The following is an 18,480-nucleotide window of genomic DNA, read 5'->3' on the forward strand; positions in this document are numbered from 1 at the left end:
TCGTGCATGACAGTCTGATGGCGAGCCCCGGCAAGGATGACGCGGGGGAATTTCATAAATTCCGATCAATGGAATATCGCTATAGTGGCCGCCCCGACAACATGACTCCGGAGGTTTTCACACCATGCGCACCTTGATTCCACAGATTGCGGCCATCTACCTGCTGACGCTGGCAGCCACCAGTGCCTGGAGCCACGGCCCAGGCAACGGGCCAACCAACGGGTCAGGCGACCACGGACCCGGCAGCGGTGGCCCCACTGCGCAGCAACGCGAAGTCGTCGGCTACTTCACCTCCTGGGGCATCTACGCGCGCAACTTCAAGGTGAAAGACTTGGTCGCTCAGGGAGGCGTGCCGGCCGTGACCACGGTGAACTACGCCTTCGGCAACGTGCAGCCCGCGCAGGCCGGCGGCACCGGCCCGGTGGTCTGCCAACTGGGCGATGCCTATGCCGACGTAGAACGCGCCTGGACGGCCGAGGAAAGCGTGGATGGCCAGGCGGTCGATGCGAGCCAGCCGCTGCGCGGCAACTTCCAGCAGTTGCGTGCGCTCAAACAGGCGCACCCCGGCACCAAGGTGCTGATCGCGCTGGGCGGATGGAACGGTTCGAAATGGTTCTCCGACGCGGCTCTGACCGCGGAGTCCCGCAGCACGCTCGTCACGTCCTGCATCGACCTGTTCATCAAAGGCCGTATCAACGGCAGCGCGGCCGGCACCGCTGACGCCGAAGGCCCCGCAGCGGGGGTGTTCGATGGCATCGATATCGATTGGGAATACCCGGCCGCCGAAGGCGCCGAGGGCAATACCGTCCGGCCGGAAGACACGCGCAACTTCACGCTGTTGCTGCAGGAATTCCGCCGGCAGTTGGATGCGGTCGATCCGAAGCTGCACCTCACGATCGCCGCACCGGCCGGCCCGCAGACGGCCGCAAAGATCGAACTGGCCGAGGTGGCCCGATCGCTGGACTTCATCAACATCATGGCGTACGACCTGCACGGCGCCTGGGAGAGCACCACCAACCACCAGGCCGCGCTCGCCCCCAACCCGGCCGACCCGGCCCGCGCCCAAAAGCTGTCGGTGGTCGAGATCGTGGGCCGCTATCTGCAAGCGGGCGTGCCGGCCAGCAAGATCGTCGTCGGGGCGCCGCTGTATTCGCGCGGCTGGTCGGGCGTCACCAACGCCGGCAACGGCCTTTACCAGCCGGCCACCGGCGTGCCGGCCGGCACCTACGAGGCCGGCATCGAGGATTACCAGACCGCCAAGGCCAAGCCCGGCTTCACCCGCTACTGGGACGCGTATTCCCGCTCGGCGTGGCTGTTCGACGGCGCCACGTTCTGGACATTCGACGACGCGCAGACCCTGCGTGAAAAAGCGCGATTCGTGAAGCTGGCGCGACTGCGCGGCATGATGTTTTGGGAGCTGTCGGGCGACGGTGGCGAACTCGTGCGGGCCGTGGGCTACGAACTGTCGCGCTGAGTCCCGGCACCGGAGGCCGCCACGTTCAAGCCCGAGCGCTGGCGGCTTTTTACGCAAGAACGCGGCATGTTTGCGGGGGCTGCATCGACCTGGGGGCAGGCGATCGAAACGCTGTTCGCTGCCGCGCGCAACCGCCTCGCCAAGCCCTCTGCACAGTGCGGCGCGCCCGCAAAAAGGGCTGCAGGCGAATCCGGGATAATCCCTCTTCATTCCGAAGGCGCCGAGCATTGCGCGCCTCCCCCTATTTGCCCCTCCCGACATGAGCGCAACACCCATCGCAGACCCCATCCGCCAATATCTCGAAACCGCCAGGACGCAGATCGCCCAGGGCGATCTCCAGAAAGCCGCGCTCACGCTGAATAAGGCGCAAAAGCGTTCTTCAAACGACCCGCGCATCTTCATGCTGGCAGGTCTCATGGCGGAAAAAGCCGGCAACCTGCCTAAGGCATTCGAAGCACTGCGTCGCGCTGTCGCCATCTCGCCAGAATGGGGTCCCGGCCTGCTTGAACTCGCCATGTTGCTGGCACGCCAGAATCAGTTCGAAGAAGCGTTGAGCACTGCGGAGAAGGTCGCCCAATTGGAGCCGAACAATCTGGTAGTGCTGGCTGGTGTCATCGACATCGCGCACCGCGCTGGCCATTTGGAGATGGCAGTGCGCCACCTGCGCCGCGGATTGGCGCTCGTGCCAGGCGATCCCCAATTGCGGCGCCTGCTGGCTCGCGATCTCAGCAGCCAGGGCGAGCACGCCGAATCCATCGAAATGTGGAGTGGGCTGATCACCGAAAACGCCGCCGACACGGAATCGTTGCTGGGGCGTGTCCAAGCTCATATTTCCGCGGGTATGCCAGCCCGGGCCATTGCGGATACGACCACGCTTCTGGAACTGGCCCCTGGTGACTCGGTATATGCCTATTACGCTGCGCTGGCCCATGGCGTCACTCCGCCACACCAACCGCCAGAGTTGAACCGCAGCCTGTTCGATAGCCTGGCCGAGATGTACGACCAGCACATGGTCCGCGTCTTGCGCTACCAATTGCCCAAGCGTGTAGCGCAGAAGATTCTGGATCGCTTCCCAGACAAGAAGCTCAATGTGCTCGACCTGGGCTGCGGCACGGGCTTGCTCGGCGTGTGCCTGGGCCGTATCGACGGATTCCTGATCGGTGTGGACATCTCCATGAAGATGATCGAACAGGCGGCGCGGCACAACGTCTACGACCGCTTCCACAATGTCAACCTGCTTGATGCCCTGCAGGAAACACCTGATTCGCTTTATGACGTGCTGACCGCGCTGGATGTATTCATCTATACCGGCGATCTCACCGAAACCATTCCCAATGCCTTGCGCATTTTGGTGCCCCAAGGCGAGTTGATCTTTTCTTGCGAGCTAGCGGAAGAAAATGGGCCGGACATGGTTTTGCAGTTGAACGGACGCTATGCCCACAAGCGCAGCCACGTGGAAGCACTGTGCAGAACGGCGGGATTCGAGACGGTCGAGGTGGAAGACACCATGCTGCGCTACGAGAACCATGTTCCGGTGCAAGGTTTCATCGTGACGGCACGCAAGGCCGTCTGAAGCGAAGATCAAAAGCGGTAGCTTCAAACGCTCCACGAAAAAAGCGCGGCCGATGCCGCGCTTTTTTCATGCCTGCATAAAGCCGGCGCTCACCAGCGATTGGCTAGAAGCCCAGAGCGTGCGGCAGCCACGTGGAGATCGCCGGCACGAAGGTCAGCAGCATCAGCACTGCCAGATGCGCCAGCAGGAACGGCGGCAGTTCCTTGGTGAGTGCCGCCAGTGGCACCTTGGTGGCCACGGAGGTCACGAACAGCAACCCGCCCACGGGCGGCGTGATCATGCCCAGGGTGAGGTTGACGATCACCACCATGGCGAAGTGGATCGGATCGATGCCCAGCGCCGCAGAAATCGGCGCCAGGATGGGCACGAGGATCATCACGCCCGGCAGCGGCTCCATGAAGATGCCGAACAGCAGCAGCAGAATGTTCACCGCGATCAGGAACGTGACCGGCGACAGGTTCCACCCCACGATGGTTTCCGCCAGTTGCTGGGGAATGCCTTCGATCGTCAGCACCCAGGCGAAGGCCGCCGACGCCGCCACCACCAGCAGCACCGATGCGGTCAGCAACGCTGAGCGCGCAGCGATGTGGGGCAATGCCTTCCATTCGAGCGTGCGGTAGATCCACTTGCCGCAGATGAGCGCGTAAAACACCGCCACCACCGACGCCTCGGTGGGCGTGAAGATGCCAAACCGGATGCCCACCAGGATCAGCACGACCAGCATCAGTGCGGGAATCGCCCGGACGCTGTTGGTCAGCATCTCGGCACGGCTCGGCCGCGGCTCGCGCGATCGGTAGTCGCGGCGAACGCAAACGCGCCAGTTGACGAAAGCCATGGCTGCGGCGATCAGTAATCCCGGCGCGAAGCCGGCGATGAAAAGCCCGCCCACGGACACCTGTTCGTCCTGCAGCGCGTAGATGATCATGATGATCGAAGGCGGAATGATCGGCCCCACGATGGCCGTGCTGGCGGTGAGCGCGGCAGCATAGGCGCGCGAATAGCCGGCCTTGTCCATCATCTTGACCATCATCGAGCCGGGCCCCGCCGCGTCGGCCAGGGCCGAGCCCGAGATGCCCGAGAACAGCGTGAGCGACAGGATGTTGGCATGCCCCAGCCCGCCGCGAAGATGGCCCACGAACTGCGCTGCGAAGCGCAGCAGCACCACCGTGAGCGCGCCGCCGGACATGATCTCGGCCGCCAGAATGAAGAAGGGCACGGCCATCAGCGGAAAGCTGTCGATGCCGGTGAACATCTCCTTGAACACGATCAACTGCGGATAGCGCCCGCCGACGAACACGGCGATGGCGGCCGACATGGCCAGCGCGAAGGCAACGGGAAAGCCCAGCGCCATCAGGACGATGGCGGAAACGAAAAGGGTGATGGCCATGAAGTCAGGTCCTCGGGAACGTCACAGCGACGCGGCGGACTCGGCGTCCATCTCGTCGGACTCGACATAGCGCCCATCCCGCACATAGCCACGGGCCATGAACAACAGGTGCACGAACAGCAGGACAAAGCCCGCAGGCATGGCCGAATAGATCCAAGCGAACGCAATGTCGGTGGCGGGCGTGGTCTGAAAGCGCGTGGCCCACACGTATTGCATCGAAAACCAGGCCATGACCAGAAAGAAAATGCCCAGCCCCACCACGATCAATCCACGCATCCAGCGCGCGCCGACAGGACCAAGGGGATGGTGCAGGTTGTCGATCGCCACATGCCCGCCGAAGCGCAGCACCAGGCCCGCTCCGAGGAAAGTGCCCCAGATCATCAGGTGCCGGGCCACCTCTTCCGCCCAGACGATGGAATCGCCAGTGGTGTAGCGCAGCACCACGTTGGCGAAGACGATGCAGGCCATGGCCAGCAGCAAGATGATGAGCAGCCAGCGGTTGCAGGCGACGAGAGCGCGCTCGAATCGGTTCAGCATGGAATCATGGAATGGAAGGCGCCTGACGGCGCGGATCAGAAATCGATCGATCCAACGGGATCAAAACGGAAAAAGCCCGGCCAGGCCGGGCAGCAGAACGCAGCGAACGCCAGAGAAGGCCTCGGGCGCGCCGGCCATCACTTGGTGCCGGTGATCTGGTCCAGCGTCTTCTGGCCGAACTTGGTGGCGTACTGCTTGTAGGCAGGCTCCAGGGCCTTCTGGAAGGCGGCCTTGTCCACGGACTCGACCACCTGCATGCCGGCTGCCTTGACCTCGGCCAGACCCTTTTGCTCCACGTCGTCCACGAATTTGCGCGAAGCGGCCGCTCCGGCCTTGGCGCCTTGGGTGAAAGTGGCCTTCTGCGCATCGGTAAGGCCCGACCAGAAGTTCGGCGACACGATCAGCGCCATGGGCGCGTAGACATGGCCGGTCAGCGACAGGTACTTCTGCACCTGCGGCAGCTTGGCCGAGACGATCACCGACATGGGGTTTTCCTGCCCGTCGATCGTGCCCTGCTGCAGCGCGCCGATCACTTCGGGCCAGGACATGGGCGTGGGCGATGCGCCCAGCGTGCGGAAGGCCGTGATGTGCACGGGGTTCTCGGTCACGCGGATTTTGAGGCCCTTGAGGTCGGCCGGCGTGCTCACCGGGTGCTTGTTGTTCGTCAGGTGCCGAAAGCCCTGCTCGCCCCAGGCCAGCGCGATCAAGCCGCGGGCCTTGAACTTGCCTAGCAGTTCCTGGCCAAAGGCGCCGTCCAATACCGCGCGGGCGTGGGCCGTGTCGCGGAACAGAAAGGGAATATCCACCACGCCCACGTCGGGCACGAAGTTGCTCAGTGCGCCGGTGGAAACGATCACGGCCTCCACGGTGCCCAGTTGCAAGCCTTCGATCAGCTCGCGCTCGCCACCGAGGGCGCTCGACGGAAACTGCTTGAATTTGAAAGCACCGTTGGTGCCCTTCTCGACCGTATCCGACCAGGCCTGCGCTGCAGCGCCGTAGTGCGAATTGATCGCCAGCGCATAGCCGACCTTGACTTCCTTGGCCTGCTGGGCAAATACGGAAATGGCGGGCAGGCCGGCAACGGCGGCGGCCAGCAACAGGCGGCGGGAGGCAATGCGCATGGGAACGGTCCGATCTAGGGCCCCGGGGGGCGTTGTGGCAGAGGAGGCAGGGATTATTCCCGCAGCCCCTGCCCCCTGCCCTCGGGGAAAGTACCTGCGCAGGCGCTTTTTTTCGATCAGTCCAGCAGGCGGGACGATTTGGGCACGTGCGCCATCAGAAACTCCATCTGGTCCGCCAGGATCCGGCGGTTGCGCAAGATGAAATCCTCCCACAGGCTGGGAACATAGGGCGCATAGAGCAGCGGCATGTGCGCCTGCTCGGGCGTGCGCGGGCCCTTGCGGTGGTTGCAGGGCCGGCAGGCGGTGACCACGTTCATCCAGTGGTCCACGCCCTGGCGCGCATACGGCACGATGTGTTCGCGCGTCAGGTCTTCTTCGTGGAAATGCCCGCCGCAGTAGGCGCAGACGTTGCGGTCGCGAGCAAAGAGCTTGCCGTTGGTGAGGCTGGGCTTGAGGTTGAACGGGTTGATGGCCGGCACGCCCTTGGTGCCGATGATGCTGTTGATGCCGATGACCGACTGCTCGCCCGTCACCGCGTTGTGGCCGCCGCGAAACCGGGCGATCTGGCCGCCGGATTCCCAGCGCACCTCGCCCGCGGCATAGTGAATGACCGCCTGCTCGAGCGAAATCCACGATTGGGGCAACCCCTGGGCCGACAACTTCAAGACCTTCACAACTCGCCTCCTGCTACAACGATGCACACAAGGATTCGGAACGCTGATGTCTCACGGGCGGCGTGCCAAGGCCGCGCTGTGGCTCACAATATACTCCGTTCATGACAAATTGGCGTCCAGCGCTTGCTGTACCTGCGCAAGGCGCTATCAAAAGTAAAGCACTCCGATGAAGATCTTCCGAGGCTTCCATCACCCCGACATCGCATCGGCCTGCGCCCTCACCATCGGCAATTTCGACGGCGTGCACCGCGGGCACCAGGCCATGCTGGCGCTGTTGAACAACGAGGCGGCGCACCGCGGCGTGCCCAGCTGCGTGCTGACCTTCGAGCCCCACCCGCGCGATTACTTCGCCGGAGCCCGCCAACGCCCTGAACTGGCCCCCGCCCGCATCGGCACCCTGCGCGACAAACTGGACGAACTGCGCCGCTGCGGCGTGCAGCAGACCGTCGTGCTGCCTTTCAACGAACGGCTGGCCAGCCAGCCCGCGCCGGCGTTCATCGAAGACGTGCTGGTGCGCGGCCTGGGCGCGCGCTACGTGCTGGTGGGCGACGACTTCCGCTTCGGCGCACAACGCGCGGGCGACTACGCCATGCTGGATGGCGCCGGGCGAAGCCAAGGCTTCGAAGTGGCCCGCATGAACAGCTACGAAGTGCACGGCCTGCGGGTATCGAGCTCGGCCGTGCGTGAGGCCCTTGCCGCCGGCCGCATGGAAGACGCTGCACGCCTGCTGGGCCGCCCCTATGCCATCTCGGGCCACGTGGTGCACGGGCGCAAGCTCGGCCGTGAACTGGGCGCCAGCCGCGAAGGTGCCGGCGACGGTTTTCGCACGCTCAACCTGCGTTTTGCCCACTGGAAGCCGGCCGCGGGCGGCATCTTCGTGGTGCGGGTCCATGGGCTGGGCACTGCACCCCTGCCGGGCGTGGCCAACCTGGGCGTGCGGCCATCTCTCGATCCGAAGGACGTGAACGGCGGCCGCGTGCTGCTGGAGACGCATTGCCTGGAGTGGCCGGACGATCTGGGGCCGGAAGGGGCGTACGGTAAAATCGTCCGCGTGGAACTTCTGCACAAACTGCACGACGAGCTGAAATACGACAGCTTCGACGCCCTCACCCGCGGCATCGCCCAGGACTGCGATGATGCGCGCGCGTACTTCTACGCTTCCACGCACGCCGAGACCCGTCGCCAGACCACGCGCGACCGAATTTGACGGTCCCCGTGCCGCAGCGCAGTCCTGCGGCCCCGTCCGCCCCTTCTTCTTTCTTCTCTTCCTGCGTTCCAGGCCATGGCCCGGAACGGCCCGCTCCTTAGGTCCCGCCATGTCCGAGAACACGAACGCCACCCCCACCCCCTCCACCGGCACGGACTACCGCGCCACGCTCAACCTGCCCGACACCGCTTTCCCGATGCGCGGCGATCTGCCCAAGCGCGAGCCGGGCTGGGTGAAGGAGTGGGACGAAAAAGGCATCTACAAGAAACTGCGCGATGCCCGCTGCGGCGCCCCGAAGTTCATCCTGCACGATGGCCCGCCCTACGCCAACGGGCAGATCCACATGGGTCACGCGGTCAACAAGATCCTGAAGGACATGATCACCAAGGCGCGCCAACTCGAAGGCTTCGACGCGCTCTATGTGCCCGGCTGGGACTGCCATGGTCTGCCGATCGAAAACGCCATCGAGAAAAAGCACGGCCGCAACCTGAGCCGCGACGACATGCAGGCCAAGAGCCGTGCCTACGCCACGGAGCAGATTGCGCAGCAGATGGCTGACTTCCAGCGCCTTGGTGTGCTGGGCGAATGGGACAACCCCTACAAGACGATGAACTTCGCCAACGAGGCAGGCGAAATCCGCGCGTTCAAGCGCGTGATGGAGCGCGGCTTCGTGTACCGGGGCTTGAAGCCGGTTTACTGGTGCTTCGACTGCGGCTCGTCGCTGGCCGAATTCGAGATCGAATACCAGGACAAGAAGAGCACCACGCTGGATGTGGCCTTCAAGGCACACGAGCCCGCCCGGTTGGCCAATGCCTTCGGCCTGCCGGCACTCGACAAGGATGCCTTCGCGGTCATCTGGACCACCACGGCCTGGACCATCCCGGCCAACCAGGCGCTGAACCTGAACCCGGCCCTGACCTACGCGCTGGTGGACACCGAGCGCGGCCTGCTGGTGCTGGCCGAATCGCTGGTCGAGGATTGCATGGCGCGCTACGGCCTCACCGGCCAGGTGCTGGCCACGGCCCTGGGCGAAAAGCTCGGCGGCCTGGAGTTCGAACATCCGCTGTACGACGTGAAGAGCGAAGACGGCAGCTACGGCTACCGCCGCCTGTCGCCCGTGTACCTGGCCGACTACGCCACGGCCGACGACGGCACCGGCATCGTGCATTCCTCGCCCGCCTATGGTCTGGAGGATTTCAACTCCTGCCGCGCGCATGGCCTGGCGCTCGACGACATCCTGAACCCCGTGCAGGGCAACGGCACCTATGCGGCGGACTTTCCACTGTTCGGCGGCCAGCACATCTGGAAGGCCGTGCCGGTCGTCATCGAAGCGCTGCGCAATGCCGGCCGCCTGATGGCCACCAAGGACATCACCCACAGCTACCCGCACTGCTGGCGCCACAAGACGCCGGTGATCTACCGCGCAGCCGCACAGTGGTTCATCCGCATGGACGAAGGCGAAGGCGTGTTCACCAAGGACAAGGCGCCCAAGACCCTGCGCCAGACGGCGCTGGAGGCCATCGAGCACACCAGCTTCTACCCCGAGAACGGCAAGGGCCGCCTGCACGACATGATTGCCAACCGGCCCGACTGGTGCATCTCGCGCCAGCGCAGCTGGGGCGTGCCCATCCCGTTCTTCCTGCACAAGGATTCGGGAGAGCTGCACCCGCGCACCATGGAAATCATGGACCAGGCGGCCGACATCGTGGAAAAGGGCGGCATCGAGGCCTGGAGCCGCGTCACGCCCGAAGAGATCCTGGGTGCCGAGGACGCAGCCTGCTACACCAAGAGCACCGACATCCTGGAAGTGTGGTTCGACTCCGGCTCCACCTTCTTTCACGTGCTGCGCGGCACGCACCCCGGCGTGCACCACGACACTGGCCCCGAGGCCGACCTGTACCTGGAAGGCCATGACCAGCACCGCGGCTGGTTCCACAGTTCGCTGCTGTTGGCCAGCGCTCTGGAAGGCCGCGCGCCATACAAGGGCCTGCTGACCCACGGCTTCACCGTGGACAGCCAGGGCCGCAAGATGAGCAAGTCGCTGGGCAACGGCATCGATCCGCAAGAGATCAACAAGAAGCTCGGCGCCGAGATCATCCGCCTGTGGGTGGCCGCGAGCGATTACTCGGGCGACATTGCGGGCGACGACAAGATCCTGGCGCGCGTGGTGGACGCGTACCGCCGCATCCGCAACACGCTGCGCTTCCTGCTGGCCAACGTGAGCGATTTCGACCCAAAAGCCGACGCCGTTCCGTTCGACCAGATGCTGGAGATCGACCGCTACGCGTTGACGCGCGCCGCCGAATTCCAGGCCGAGGTGCTGGCCCACTACAAGGTGTACGAGTTCCACCCCGTGGTGGCAAAGCTGCAGCTGTATTGCTCGGAAGACCTGGGCGGCTTCTACCTCGATGTGCTGAAAGACCGCCTGTACACCACGGCGCCCAAGAGCCTCGCCCGCCGCAGCGCCCAGACCGCGCTCTACCAGATCACGCACGCCATGCTGCGCTGGATGGCGCCCTTCCTGTCGTTCACGGCCGAAGAGGCGTGGAAGGTGTTCGGCGCGTCCGAATCCATCTTCCTGGAAACCTACGGCTCCATCGCGGGCGCGGACGAAGGCCTCTTGGCGAAGTGGAGCCGCCTGCGCGCGATCCGCGACGCGGTGAACAAGGAGATCGAAGCACTGCGTGCCGCTGGCCAGGTGGGCTCGTCGCTGCAAGCCACCGTCACCCTGACGGCCGCTCCCGAGGACCATGCGCTGCTGGCCAGCCTGGGCGATGACTTGAAGTTCGTGCTCATCACATCCGCTATCGAATTAGTAGCTGGAGATGCCCTTCAGATAAGCGTCAAGGCCAGTTCCGACACAAAGTGCGAACGCTGCTGGCACTACCGCAGCGACGTGGGCCAGGACCCGGCCCACCCCACCCTGTGCGGCCGCTGCACCAGCAACCTGTTCGGCGCGGGCGAAGCGCGGGAGCACGCGTAATGGCCCGCAGCAGCTTTTCGTCGTCATCCGCCTCGGGCGGCAAGATGTGGCCGTGGCTCGTCTGGGCGCTGCTGATCCTGATCGCAGACCAGTTCACCAAGACGCTGATCCTGGGCTACTACCGGCTGGGCGATGCCACCTACATCACCAGCTTCTTCAACATCGTGCGCGCGCACAACACGGGCGCGGCCTTCTCGTTCCTGGCGGATGCAGGCGGCTGGCAGCGCTGGGTGTTCACCGGGATCGGCGTGGCGGCCACGCTGTTCATCGTGTGGCAACTGCGTGCGCACCCCGGACAGAAGCTGTTTTGCTTTGCGCTGTCCAGCATTCTGGGCGGGGCGGTGGGCAACGTGGTGGACCGCATGATGCACGGCTACGTGGTCGATTTTCTCGACTTCCACGCGCGTGGCTGGCACTTTCCAGCCTTCAATCTGGCGGACTCGGCCATCACGGTGGGAGCCGCCTGCCTGATCCTGGATGAGCTGCGGCGGGTGAAGCGGTCTTCCTGAGTCCCGGTCGGGTCGACCCGACCGCGGAGGCCCTCACCCCAAATGTCAGCGGCCTTTTCGAAGTTGGTGCCGCGCGCCGTGCAGCAGGCCAGGCACTTCTTCTTTCGCAGCCTGAATGCTCAAGCCGGGCGTCATCTCGCGGGCCACACCCACTGCCATGGTGGCATTGAGCAGGCTGCGCCGGGCCTTTTGCAGGCTCGGTGGTGCCGCCAGTGCATCGCCGGACACCCCTAACTTGGCGGCCTTGGCGGTGTCGAGCACGCGATCGAGCTTGGTCTGGACGCGCAACTCGAAAGCCCGACTGACCACTGGCATTCCACGATAGGTCACGTCAGGCGGCCAGCGGAAATCGGGTGCAACCGCTGCGCGTGTTTGCAGGAACGCTGCACTCAGCCGATCCCCGGAATGAGCGATCAGCCAATCCGTCTCGGTTTTGGCGACCAAGGCGGAGGTCTGAGAAAAGTTGAAATAAGACTGGGTGTTGCCGGGCACGTCCGACAACTGACCGTCCGATGCGAATACCGCCGGGCCATCCATCCACGGGTCCATGACCAGTTCGAACGCACTACTGGGATTTGTCTCCTGGCGCCATTCCGCCCACACATGGCCGATCTGGGAAGAAGTCACCTGGTAAAGCACCTCATCCGGACGAAGGTGCGGCGCATGCAACATCACGCCCAGTGCTGCATGGTGATCGCAGGTCCCAGCCTGAGAAAACAGCGCCGCAGTGGCTCGCGCCTGGATCGCAGGCCAACCCGCCATCTGTATCAGTTGGTCTGCCATGATCTGGCACGCCAAACTTCTGCGTGAACTCTCTCCCTGAGTGCGCTCGATATCGACGGCCACATTGCCCCGTCCCCAAGGCAGCATTGCGCGAACCGCGTCGACCGTCAGATTGGCCCGCCGCAGCCGCGACAGATCTGCGCCATCCACCACTTGGCCATCGATGGCGCGCGCCATCACGTAGTCGCGCAACCGGGCATCATTTTGCCGAGACAGCGCATTTCGCGACAACGCACCATGTTGGCGGGGAGGAAGTCCTCCGGATGACGGTTCGCGCACCGGTATCGCTGTAGAAGCTGCGCGGGAAGCAGCAGCAGGGGCCTGATGAATCACCACCTGCCCGCCATCAACCACAGCTGCTGCAGGCCGCTGTGCATGCTGAGAGTTGTGGGTGGAAAGGGGCGCGACCATGGCTGCTCCGGTTTGATCGTCAAGAAACAGGTCTTGGCGCCCTAAAGGGTGCTCCAACCGGACATTTAGCGACGGTCGATCTGCGAAGGTTTTCATGCGCGTGCGAAGCGAAGTCCATTGACCTCGCTCAGCTGTCACGACGCCGTCATGCCGCCCCGCTCCAATGCCATGAAATCGATTACACGGCATGACTCATCCACGCTCTTTCCCAATGACCATCCAGGACGTCGCCCGCGAAGCCGGGGTCTCGGTCGCCACCGTGTCCCGCGCCTTCAACCTGCCGGACAAGGTCACCCCTGCCACACGCGACCTCGTGCTCGGCGTGGCGGATCGGCTGGGCTACTCGCCCAACGCCAGCGCCCGCACCCTGCGCACGCAGCGCAGCCGCGTCATCGGCGTGGTGCTGCCCACGCTGCTCAACCCCGTGTTCGCCGAATGCCTGGAAGGCATCGCGCGCGCCGCAGCGCTGGGGGGCTATGCCATCCTGCCGTTCACCACGGACTACCTGCTCGCTCAGGAAGAACGTGCGGTGCATCTGCTGCTGGCCGGGAATGTGGACGGGATGATCCTCGTGGTGTCGCAGCCGGAGGCTTCGGCCGCGCTTGCACGTTTGGCCGCGACGGGGCTGCCCTATGTGCTGGCCTACAACCGGCACCCCGGCCATGCCTGCGTATCGGTGGACAGCGAGGGCGCCGTGGCCGATCTGGTGGCGCGGCTGGTGGCGCTGGGGCACCAGCGCATCGCCATGGTGAGCGGACTGCTGGCCGCCTCCGACCGCGCCCAGCAGCGCTGCCGGGGCTATCGGCGCGGCATGGAGACCGCCGGGCTCGCACCGGCACCGGTGGTCGAAGTCCCTTTCGTGGAAACCGCGGTGGACGAGGTGGCCCAGTTGCTGCGCGGGGCCGACCGCCCCACGGCCCTGGTGTGCTCCAACGACCTGATCGCGATCCGATGCCTGCGCGCAGCCCACAAGGCGGGCCTGGCCGTACCCCGGGACCTGAGCGTGGTGGGCTTCGATGGCATCGCGCTGGGGCAGGACCTGACACCTGTGCTCAGCACTGTGGCCCAGCCCAACGCCGATATCGGCCGCTGCAGCGTGGAACTGCTGATCCAGGCCATGGCAGCCAACACGCCCCTGGCACCAGGGGCCAGCCTGACGCTGCCCCACCACTTCCGTGCCGGTGAATCCTGCGCAGGCGCCTGACCGGCACCAAACCACCCATTGCCCACCTCCCCTTTCAGTTCAGCCTGTTTTTTGGAGCCTTCGATGAAACACACTTTGCAAACCCTGATCCGCACCACGGTGCTGGCCTTCGGACTCGCCTCGGGCGCTGCGGCCATGGCGCAGACCGCCATCTGCTACAACTGCCCGCCCGAATGGGCCGACTGGGGCAGCCAGCTCAAGGCCATCAAGGCCCGCACGGGTGTCACGGTGCCACCGGACAATAAAAACTCCGGCCAGGCCCTGGCGCAGATGGTGGCCGAGCGCGCGAGCCCGGTCGCCGACGTGGCCTACCTGGGCGTCACGTTCGCCATCCAGGCGCAGAAAGACGGCGTGGTGGGCACCTATCAGCCGGCGGGATGGAAAGACATTCCAGAAGGCCTCAAGGATCCGGCCGGCCACTGGTTCACCATCCACTCGGGCACGCTCGGCTTCATGGTGAATGTCGATGCGCTCAAGGGCAAACCGGTGCCGCAGTCGTGGGCCGATTTGCTCAAGCCCGACTACAAAGGCTTGATCGGCTACCTCGATCCCGCATCGGCCTTCGTGGGCTACGTGGGCGCGGTGGCCGCCAACCAGGCGCGCGGCGGCACGCTGGACAACTTCGCCCCCGGCATCGACTACTTCAAGGCGCTGCAGAAGAACGAGCCCATCGTGCCCAAGCAGACGGCCTATGCCCGCGTGCTGTCGGGCGAGATCGCGATCCTGCTGGATTACGACTTCAACGCCTATCGCGCCAAATACAAGGACCAGGCCAATGTGCAGTTCGTCATCCCCGCAGACGGCACGGTGGTGGTGCCTTACGTGATGAGCCTGGTGGCCAACGCTCCACACGCAGCCGATGCCAGGAAGGTGCTGGATTTCGTGCTGTCCGACGAAGGCCAGTCCCTCTGGGCCAATGCGTATCTGCGGCCCGTGCGCGCCAGCGCCATGCCCAAGGATGTCCAGGCCCGCTTCCTGCCGGCGAGCGACTATGCACGCGCCAAGACGGTCGACTACGGCCGCATGGCCGCTGCGCAGAAGGCGTTCTCCGACCGCTATCTGAAGGAAGTGCAGTAACGCCATGGGCCACGGTGGTTCTGCTCCCTCGCGCCCGGTACTGCTGGCGTGCGCCGCACCGGCCGTGGCGTTCTTCGCGGCGTTCTGGCTGCTGCCCGTCGCCCTGCTGCTGGCCCTGCCGGCGGCCAAGGGCTGGGCCACCTACTTCGCGGTGCTGACCCATGCGCGCTATCTGCAAAGCATGCTGCAAACGCTGGGACTGTCGCTCGCCGTCACGCTGGCCACCCTGGTGCTGGGCGCGCTGGTGGGCATCACGCTCGCGCGGCAGCGGTTTCGCGGCCGTGCCTTGCTGCTGTCGCTGCTCACGCTGCCACTGTCGTTCCCCGGCGTGATCGTGGGTTTCTTCATGATCCTCCTGGGCGGGCGGCAGGGGCTGGTGGCCGACCTGTCGGAATCTCTGGGTGCGGGCCGCACCACGTTCGCCTATGGGCTCACCGGCCTGTTCCTGGCCTATCTGTATTTTTCGCTGCCGCGGGCCATTGCCACCTACACGGCGGCGGCCGGCAGCATGGATGCACAACTCGAAGAGGCCGCGCGCTCGCTCGGCGCCTCGCGCTGGCGCGTCGCGCGGGACGTGTGGGTGCCCGAACTGGCTGCCACCACGCTGGCCTGCGGAGCCATCGTTTTCGCCACGGCCATGGGCGCCTTCGGCACGGCGTTCACGCTCTCGGCCAAGTTCGAAGTGCTGCCCATCACCATCTACAACGAGTTCACCAACTACGCCAACTTCGCGTTGGCGGCCAGTTTGTCGATCACGCTCGGGCTGATCACCTGGCTCGTGTTGTGGGTGTCGCGCCGCGTGTCCGGCACTACCGCTTTTTGAAGACCGCAATCATGCGAAACGCAAGGCAGGCGCCGGTACTGCTGGTGGCGCTGACCGCACTGGTCGCACTGTTCATGCTCGCACCCATCGCCCTGTCGGTGATGGCCGGGCTGGTCAACAACTACAGTGCGGGCCTGAAAAGCGGGCTCACGCTGCGCTGGCTCGGCGAGGTGTGGGAAAACTATGGCGGCACCGTGGGCTGGTCGCTGGTGCTGGCGCTGCTGTGTGTGCTGGGCAACCTGGTGCTGGGCGTACCCTGCGCCTATGCACTGGCGCGCAGCCGCTCGCGCTGGGCGCGGCTGTTCGAAGAACTGCTCACGCTGCCCGTCGCCGTGCCCGGGCTGGCCAGCGCGCTGGCGCTCATCCTCGCCTACGGCACGCTGCAAGGCTTTCGGCAGAGCTTCGCGTTCATCCTGGTCGGCCACATGGTGTTCACGCTGCCGTTCATGGTTCGCACCGTCGGTTCGGCCTTTCAGAAAAACGAACTGCGATCGCTCGAAGAGGCCGCGCGCTCGCTGGGCGCCAGCTTTTCGCAGCGCTTTCTGGGCGTGCTGGTCCCGGCCGTTCTGCCGGCCATCGTGGCGGGCAGCCTGATGGTGTTCACCCTGTCGGTGGGCGAGTTCAACCTCACCTGGATGCTGCACACGCCGCTCACGCGCACGCTGCCCGTGGGGCTGGCCGACAGCTATGCGTCGATGCGCATCGAGATCGGCTCGGCCTACACGCTGGTCTTTCTGATCGTCATCCTGCCCGTGCTGTGGGGCCTGCAGGCCATCGGCACTTTCATCGAGAAACACCATGGAACTTGAACGCACGCGCGTGGACGTCGTCCAGTGCGCAAAAACCTATGCCGACGGCACGCGCGGCCTGCAGCCCACCGACCTGACGGTGGAACCCGGCGAGGTCATGGCCCTGCTGGGGCCATCGGGGTGCGGCAAGACCACGCTGCTGCGCTTGATCGCCGGGCTGGAGACGCCCGACGCAGGCAGCCGCATCGCCTTCGGCGGCACCGACGTGACGCAGCGGCCCATCGAACAGCGCGGCATCGGCATGGTGTTTCAGCACTACGCGCTGTTTCCGCAGATGACGGTGGAGGCCAACATCGGCTATGGCCTGAAGGTCCGCGGCACGGACGAGGCCGAGCGCCGGCGAACCGTGGGCGAGCTGATCGACCTGGTACGCCTCAACGGCCTGGAGAAAAAACGCCCCGCCGAACTGTCCGGCGGCCAGCGCCAGCGCGTGGCCCTGGCCCGCGCAGTGGCCGTTCGCCCGCGCGTGCTGCTGCTCGACGAGCCGCTCACCGCGCTGGACGCCAAGCTCAAGGAATCGCTGCGCGACGAGCTGTCAGACCTGTTGCGACGCCTGCACATCACCGCGATCCATGTCACCCACGACCAGCAGGAGGCCCTCGCCATCGCGGACCGGCTGGCCGTGATGCATGCCGGGCGCATCGTGCAGGTCGGCAATGGCGAGGCGCTGTACCGGACCCCGTCCCACCCGTTCGTGGCCACGTTCCTCGGCCGCGTGAACCATGTGGTGCCCGACAGAGCCCTGAACGAAGCGGTGCATGCCACGCACATCACCGCACTGCAGGCCAGCGATGGGGCGGCGGCGTCGGCGCAGGCCTGGCTCGTGCGGCCCGAAGACATTGAGGTGGGCCCTGCGCTGCACGGCTGGGGCGCTGCCGATGTGGTGCGCCGCAGCTTCCTGGGCGACCGCGTGCAACTCACCCTGACCGTGCCGGGGCACTCGCCCCTGCTGGCCGATGTGCACCGCGACCACCCAGCGCGCGAAGGCGAGCGGGTGGGCTTTCGCATTGCTACCCATCGGCTCCTGTCCGCCACTGAAAGCCTTCACCCATGACCCCGACCACGATCACAACCCTGCTCCTGCAACTGTCCGACCTGCACATCCGCGAACCTGGCCGACTGGCTTACGGGCGACTGGACACTGCGTCCTATCTGCGCCAGGCAGTGGAAACGGTGTTGCAGTTGCCGCAGCGGCCCGACGCCATCGTCATCACCGGCGACCTGACCGACTTCGGCAGGCCCGCGGAATATGCGCACCTGCGCGAACTGCTGGCGCCGCTCGGAGCCATGCCGCTCTACCTGATGCCCGGCAACCATGACGACCGCGACCAATTGCGCGCCAGCTTTCCAGAACACACCTACCTGGGCCAAGATGGATTCGTGCAATACAGCGTTCCCTTGGGCGGGCTGCAGTTGATCGCGCTCGACACCGTGGTGCCCGGTGCCAGCGAAGGAGGACTTTGCACGGCGCGGCTTGCCTGGCTGGAGCGCCAGTTGGAAGCGCACCGCGGCCGGCCCGTCGTGATCGCCATGCACCACCCACCGTTTCGCACGCTCATCGGCCACATGGACGCCATCGGCCTGCTCGAAGGCGCCGAAGCCTTGGAAGCGCTCGTGGCGCGGCATTCCAATGTGGAACGGGTCGTGTGCGGTCATCTGCACCGGGCCATTCAGGTACGGTTCGGAGGCACGCTGGCAGCGACCGTGCCCTCCCCTGCGCACCAGGTGTGCCTCGACCTGGCACCAGATGCGGCATCGGCCTGGACGCTGGAGCCGCCGGGCTTTGCGCTGCATGCGCTGCCGCACGGGGGCCGCGTGGTGAGCCACACCGTGGCCAGCGGGTCGTACCCAGGACCTTACCCGTTTCACGAAGCCGGGCAGTTGATCGATTGACGCGCTGGCAGTCCG

16 protein-coding genes are annotated in these 18,480 nt (G+C 65.4%); 11 read left to right on the top strand and 5 right to left on the bottom strand.

The features are described from left to right. Positions 1 to 124 precede the first annotated feature (124 nt). Entirely contained in the window at positions 125 to 1,474 is a 1,350-nt protein-coding gene (locus BLT03_RS05010) for a glycoside hydrolase family 18 protein (RefSeq protein ID WP_092740890.1), read from the top strand. A gap of 259 nt (positions 1,475 to 1,733) precedes the next feature. Further along, positions 1,734 to 3,047 carry a tetratricopeptide repeat protein gene (locus BLT03_RS05015; protein ID WP_092740892.1) on the top strand — a complete coding sequence of 438 codons (1,314 nt, stop codon included), beginning with the start codon at positions 1,734 to 1,736 and terminating at the stop codon, positions 3,045 to 3,047. 103 nt (positions 3,048 to 3,150) lie between these two features. On the opposite strand, the gene BLT03_RS05020 is transcribed toward BLT03_RS05015, so the two are convergent. The 4 genes from BLT03_RS05020 to BLT03_RS05035 form a co-directional block, all read right to left on the bottom strand. Next, a complete protein-coding gene (locus tag BLT03_RS05020; RefSeq protein WP_092740894.1) occupies positions 3,151 to 4,434 on the bottom strand; it encodes a TRAP transporter large permease in 1,284 nt (427 codons plus the stop codon). A gap of 21 nt (positions 4,435 to 4,455) precedes the next feature. Continuing rightward, a complete protein-coding gene (locus tag BLT03_RS05025) occupies positions 4,456 to 4,971 on the bottom strand; it encodes a TRAP transporter small permease (RefSeq protein ID WP_092740896.1) in 516 nt (171 codons plus the stop codon). A 137-nt stretch (positions 4,972 to 5,108) separates the two neighbouring features. Next, the gene (locus BLT03_RS05030) at positions 5,109 to 6,092 is read right to left on the bottom strand and encodes a TRAP transporter substrate-binding protein (protein ID WP_092740898.1); all 984 of its coding nucleotides are present in this window, start codon (positions 6,090 to 6,092) and stop codon (positions 5,109 to 5,111) included. Between the two features lie 116 nt (positions 6,093 to 6,208). Beyond that, complete coding sequence (locus BLT03_RS05035; protein ID WP_092740900.1) at positions 6,209 to 6,766, bottom strand: HNH endonuclease; 558 nt, start codon at positions 6,764 to 6,766, stop codon at positions 6,209 to 6,211. Positions 6,767 to 6,932: 166 nt separating this feature from the next. Here BLT03_RS05035 and BLT03_RS05040 point away from each other — a divergent pair, with 166 nt between their 5' ends. From BLT03_RS05040 to lspA, 3 genes are all read left to right on the top strand, one after another. Continuing rightward, a complete protein-coding gene (locus tag BLT03_RS05040; RefSeq protein WP_092740902.1) occupies positions 6,933 to 7,973 on the top strand; it encodes a bifunctional riboflavin kinase/FAD synthetase in 1,041 nt (346 codons plus the stop codon). 109 nt (positions 7,974 to 8,082) lie between these two features. Next, complete coding sequence (ileS, locus tag BLT03_RS05045) at positions 8,083 to 10,956, top strand: isoleucine--tRNA ligase (protein WP_092740904.1); 2,874 nt, start codon at positions 8,083 to 8,085, stop codon at positions 10,954 to 10,956. Next, positions 10,956 to 11,465 (top strand): signal peptidase II, encoded by a 510-nt coding sequence (lspA, locus tag BLT03_RS05050; protein WP_092740906.1) that lies wholly within the window; start codon positions 10,956 to 10,958, stop codon positions 11,463 to 11,465. Before ileS ends, lspA begins: the two co-directional genes overlap by 1 nt. Before the next feature lie 45 nt (positions 11,466 to 11,510). On the opposite strand, the gene BLT03_RS05055 is transcribed toward lspA, so the two are convergent. Next, positions 11,511 to 12,659 (bottom strand): hypothetical protein, encoded by a 1,149-nt coding sequence (locus tag BLT03_RS05055; RefSeq protein WP_175537663.1) that lies wholly within the window; start codon positions 12,657 to 12,659, stop codon positions 11,511 to 11,513. 211 nt (positions 12,660 to 12,870) lie between these two features. On the opposite strand from BLT03_RS05055, the gene BLT03_RS05060 reads away from it, so the two are divergent. The 6 genes from BLT03_RS05060 to BLT03_RS05085 all read left to right on the top strand — a co-directional run bounded on the left by BLT03_RS05060 (position 12,871) and on the right by BLT03_RS05085 (position 18,465). After that, positions 12,871 to 13,863 carry a LacI family DNA-binding transcriptional regulator gene (locus tag BLT03_RS05060; protein WP_092740910.1) on the top strand — a complete coding sequence of 331 codons (993 nt, stop codon included), beginning with the start codon at positions 12,871 to 12,873 and terminating at the stop codon, positions 13,861 to 13,863. A 63-nt stretch (positions 13,864 to 13,926) separates the two neighbouring features. Continuing rightward, positions 13,927 to 14,940 carry an ABC transporter substrate-binding protein gene (locus BLT03_RS05065; RefSeq protein WP_092740912.1) on the top strand — a complete coding sequence of 338 codons (1,014 nt, stop codon included), beginning with the start codon at positions 13,927 to 13,929 and terminating at the stop codon, positions 14,938 to 14,940. Positions 14,941 to 14,944: 4 nt separating this feature from the next. After that, entirely contained in the window at positions 14,945 to 15,763 is an 819-nt protein-coding gene (locus tag BLT03_RS05070) for an ABC transporter permease (protein WP_092740914.1), read from the top strand. 11 nt (positions 15,764 to 15,774) lie between these two features. Beyond that, positions 15,775 to 16,572 (top strand): ABC transporter permease, encoded by a 798-nt coding sequence (locus BLT03_RS05075; RefSeq protein WP_092740916.1) that lies wholly within the window; start codon positions 15,775 to 15,777, stop codon positions 16,570 to 16,572. Next, positions 16,562 to 17,626 (top strand): ABC transporter ATP-binding protein, encoded by a 1,065-nt coding sequence (locus tag BLT03_RS05080; protein ID WP_092740918.1) that lies wholly within the window; start codon positions 16,562 to 16,564, stop codon positions 17,624 to 17,626. The genes BLT03_RS05075 and BLT03_RS05080 overlap by 11 nt, the downstream gene beginning before the upstream one ends. After that, positions 17,623 to 18,465, top strand: coding sequence for a phosphodiesterase (locus BLT03_RS05085; RefSeq protein WP_092740920.1), 843 nt, complete (start codon positions 17,623 to 17,625; stop codon positions 18,463 to 18,465). Before BLT03_RS05080 ends, BLT03_RS05085 begins: the two co-directional genes overlap by 4 nt. Positions 18,466 to 18,480 lie beyond the last annotated feature (15 nt).

The organism is Paracidovorax valerianellae (assembly GCF_900102625.1).
Classification (GTDB): Bacteria; Pseudomonadota; Gammaproteobacteria; order Burkholderiales; family Burkholderiaceae_C; genus Paracidovorax; species Paracidovorax valerianellae.

Excerpts from the sequence above, each read along its gene's own strand:
- BLT03_RS05010 (WP_092740890.1), top strand. The coding sequence starts at position 125 with ATGCGCACCTTGATTCCACAGATTGCGGCCATCTACCTGCTGACGCTG.
- BLT03_RS05015 (WP_092740892.1), top strand. The coding sequence starts at position 1,734 with ATGAGCGCAACACCCATCGCAGACCCCATCCGCCAATATCTCGAAACC.
- BLT03_RS05020 (WP_092740894.1), bottom strand. The coding sequence starts at position 4,434 with ATGGCCATCACCCTTTTCGTTTCCGCCATCGTCCTGATGGCGCTGGGC.
- BLT03_RS05025 (WP_092740896.1), bottom strand. The coding sequence starts at position 4,971 with ATGCTGAACCGATTCGAGCGCGCTCTCGTCGCCTGCAACCGCTGGCTG.
- BLT03_RS05030 (WP_092740898.1), bottom strand. The coding sequence starts at position 6,092 with ATGCGCATTGCCTCCCGCCGCCTGTTGCTGGCCGCCGCCGTTGCCGGC.
- BLT03_RS05040 (WP_092740902.1), top strand. The coding sequence starts at position 6,933 with ATGAAGATCTTCCGAGGCTTCCATCACCCCGACATCGCATCGGCCTGC.
- ileS (WP_092740904.1), top strand. The coding sequence starts at position 8,083 with ATGTCCGAGAACACGAACGCCACCCCCACCCCCTCCACCGGCACGGAC.
- lspA (WP_092740906.1), top strand. The coding sequence starts at position 10,956 with ATGGCCCGCAGCAGCTTTTCGTCGTCATCCGCCTCGGGCGGCAAGATG.
- BLT03_RS05055 (WP_175537663.1), bottom strand. The coding sequence starts at position 12,659 with ATGGTCGCGCCCCTTTCCACCCACAACTCTCAGCATGCACAGCGGCCT.
- BLT03_RS05060 (WP_092740910.1), top strand. The coding sequence starts at position 12,871 with ATGACCATCCAGGACGTCGCCCGCGAAGCCGGGGTCTCGGTCGCCACC.
- BLT03_RS05065 (WP_092740912.1), top strand. The coding sequence starts at position 13,927 with ATGAAACACACTTTGCAAACCCTGATCCGCACCACGGTGCTGGCCTTC.
- BLT03_RS05070 (WP_092740914.1), top strand. The coding sequence starts at position 14,945 with ATGGGCCACGGTGGTTCTGCTCCCTCGCGCCCGGTACTGCTGGCGTGC.
- BLT03_RS05075 (WP_092740916.1), top strand. The coding sequence starts at position 15,775 with ATGCGAAACGCAAGGCAGGCGCCGGTACTGCTGGTGGCGCTGACCGCA.
- BLT03_RS05080 (WP_092740918.1), top strand. The coding sequence starts at position 16,562 with ATGGAACTTGAACGCACGCGCGTGGACGTCGTCCAGTGCGCAAAAACC.
- BLT03_RS05085 (WP_092740920.1), top strand. The coding sequence starts at position 17,623 with ATGACCCCGACCACGATCACAACCCTGCTCCTGCAACTGTCCGACCTG.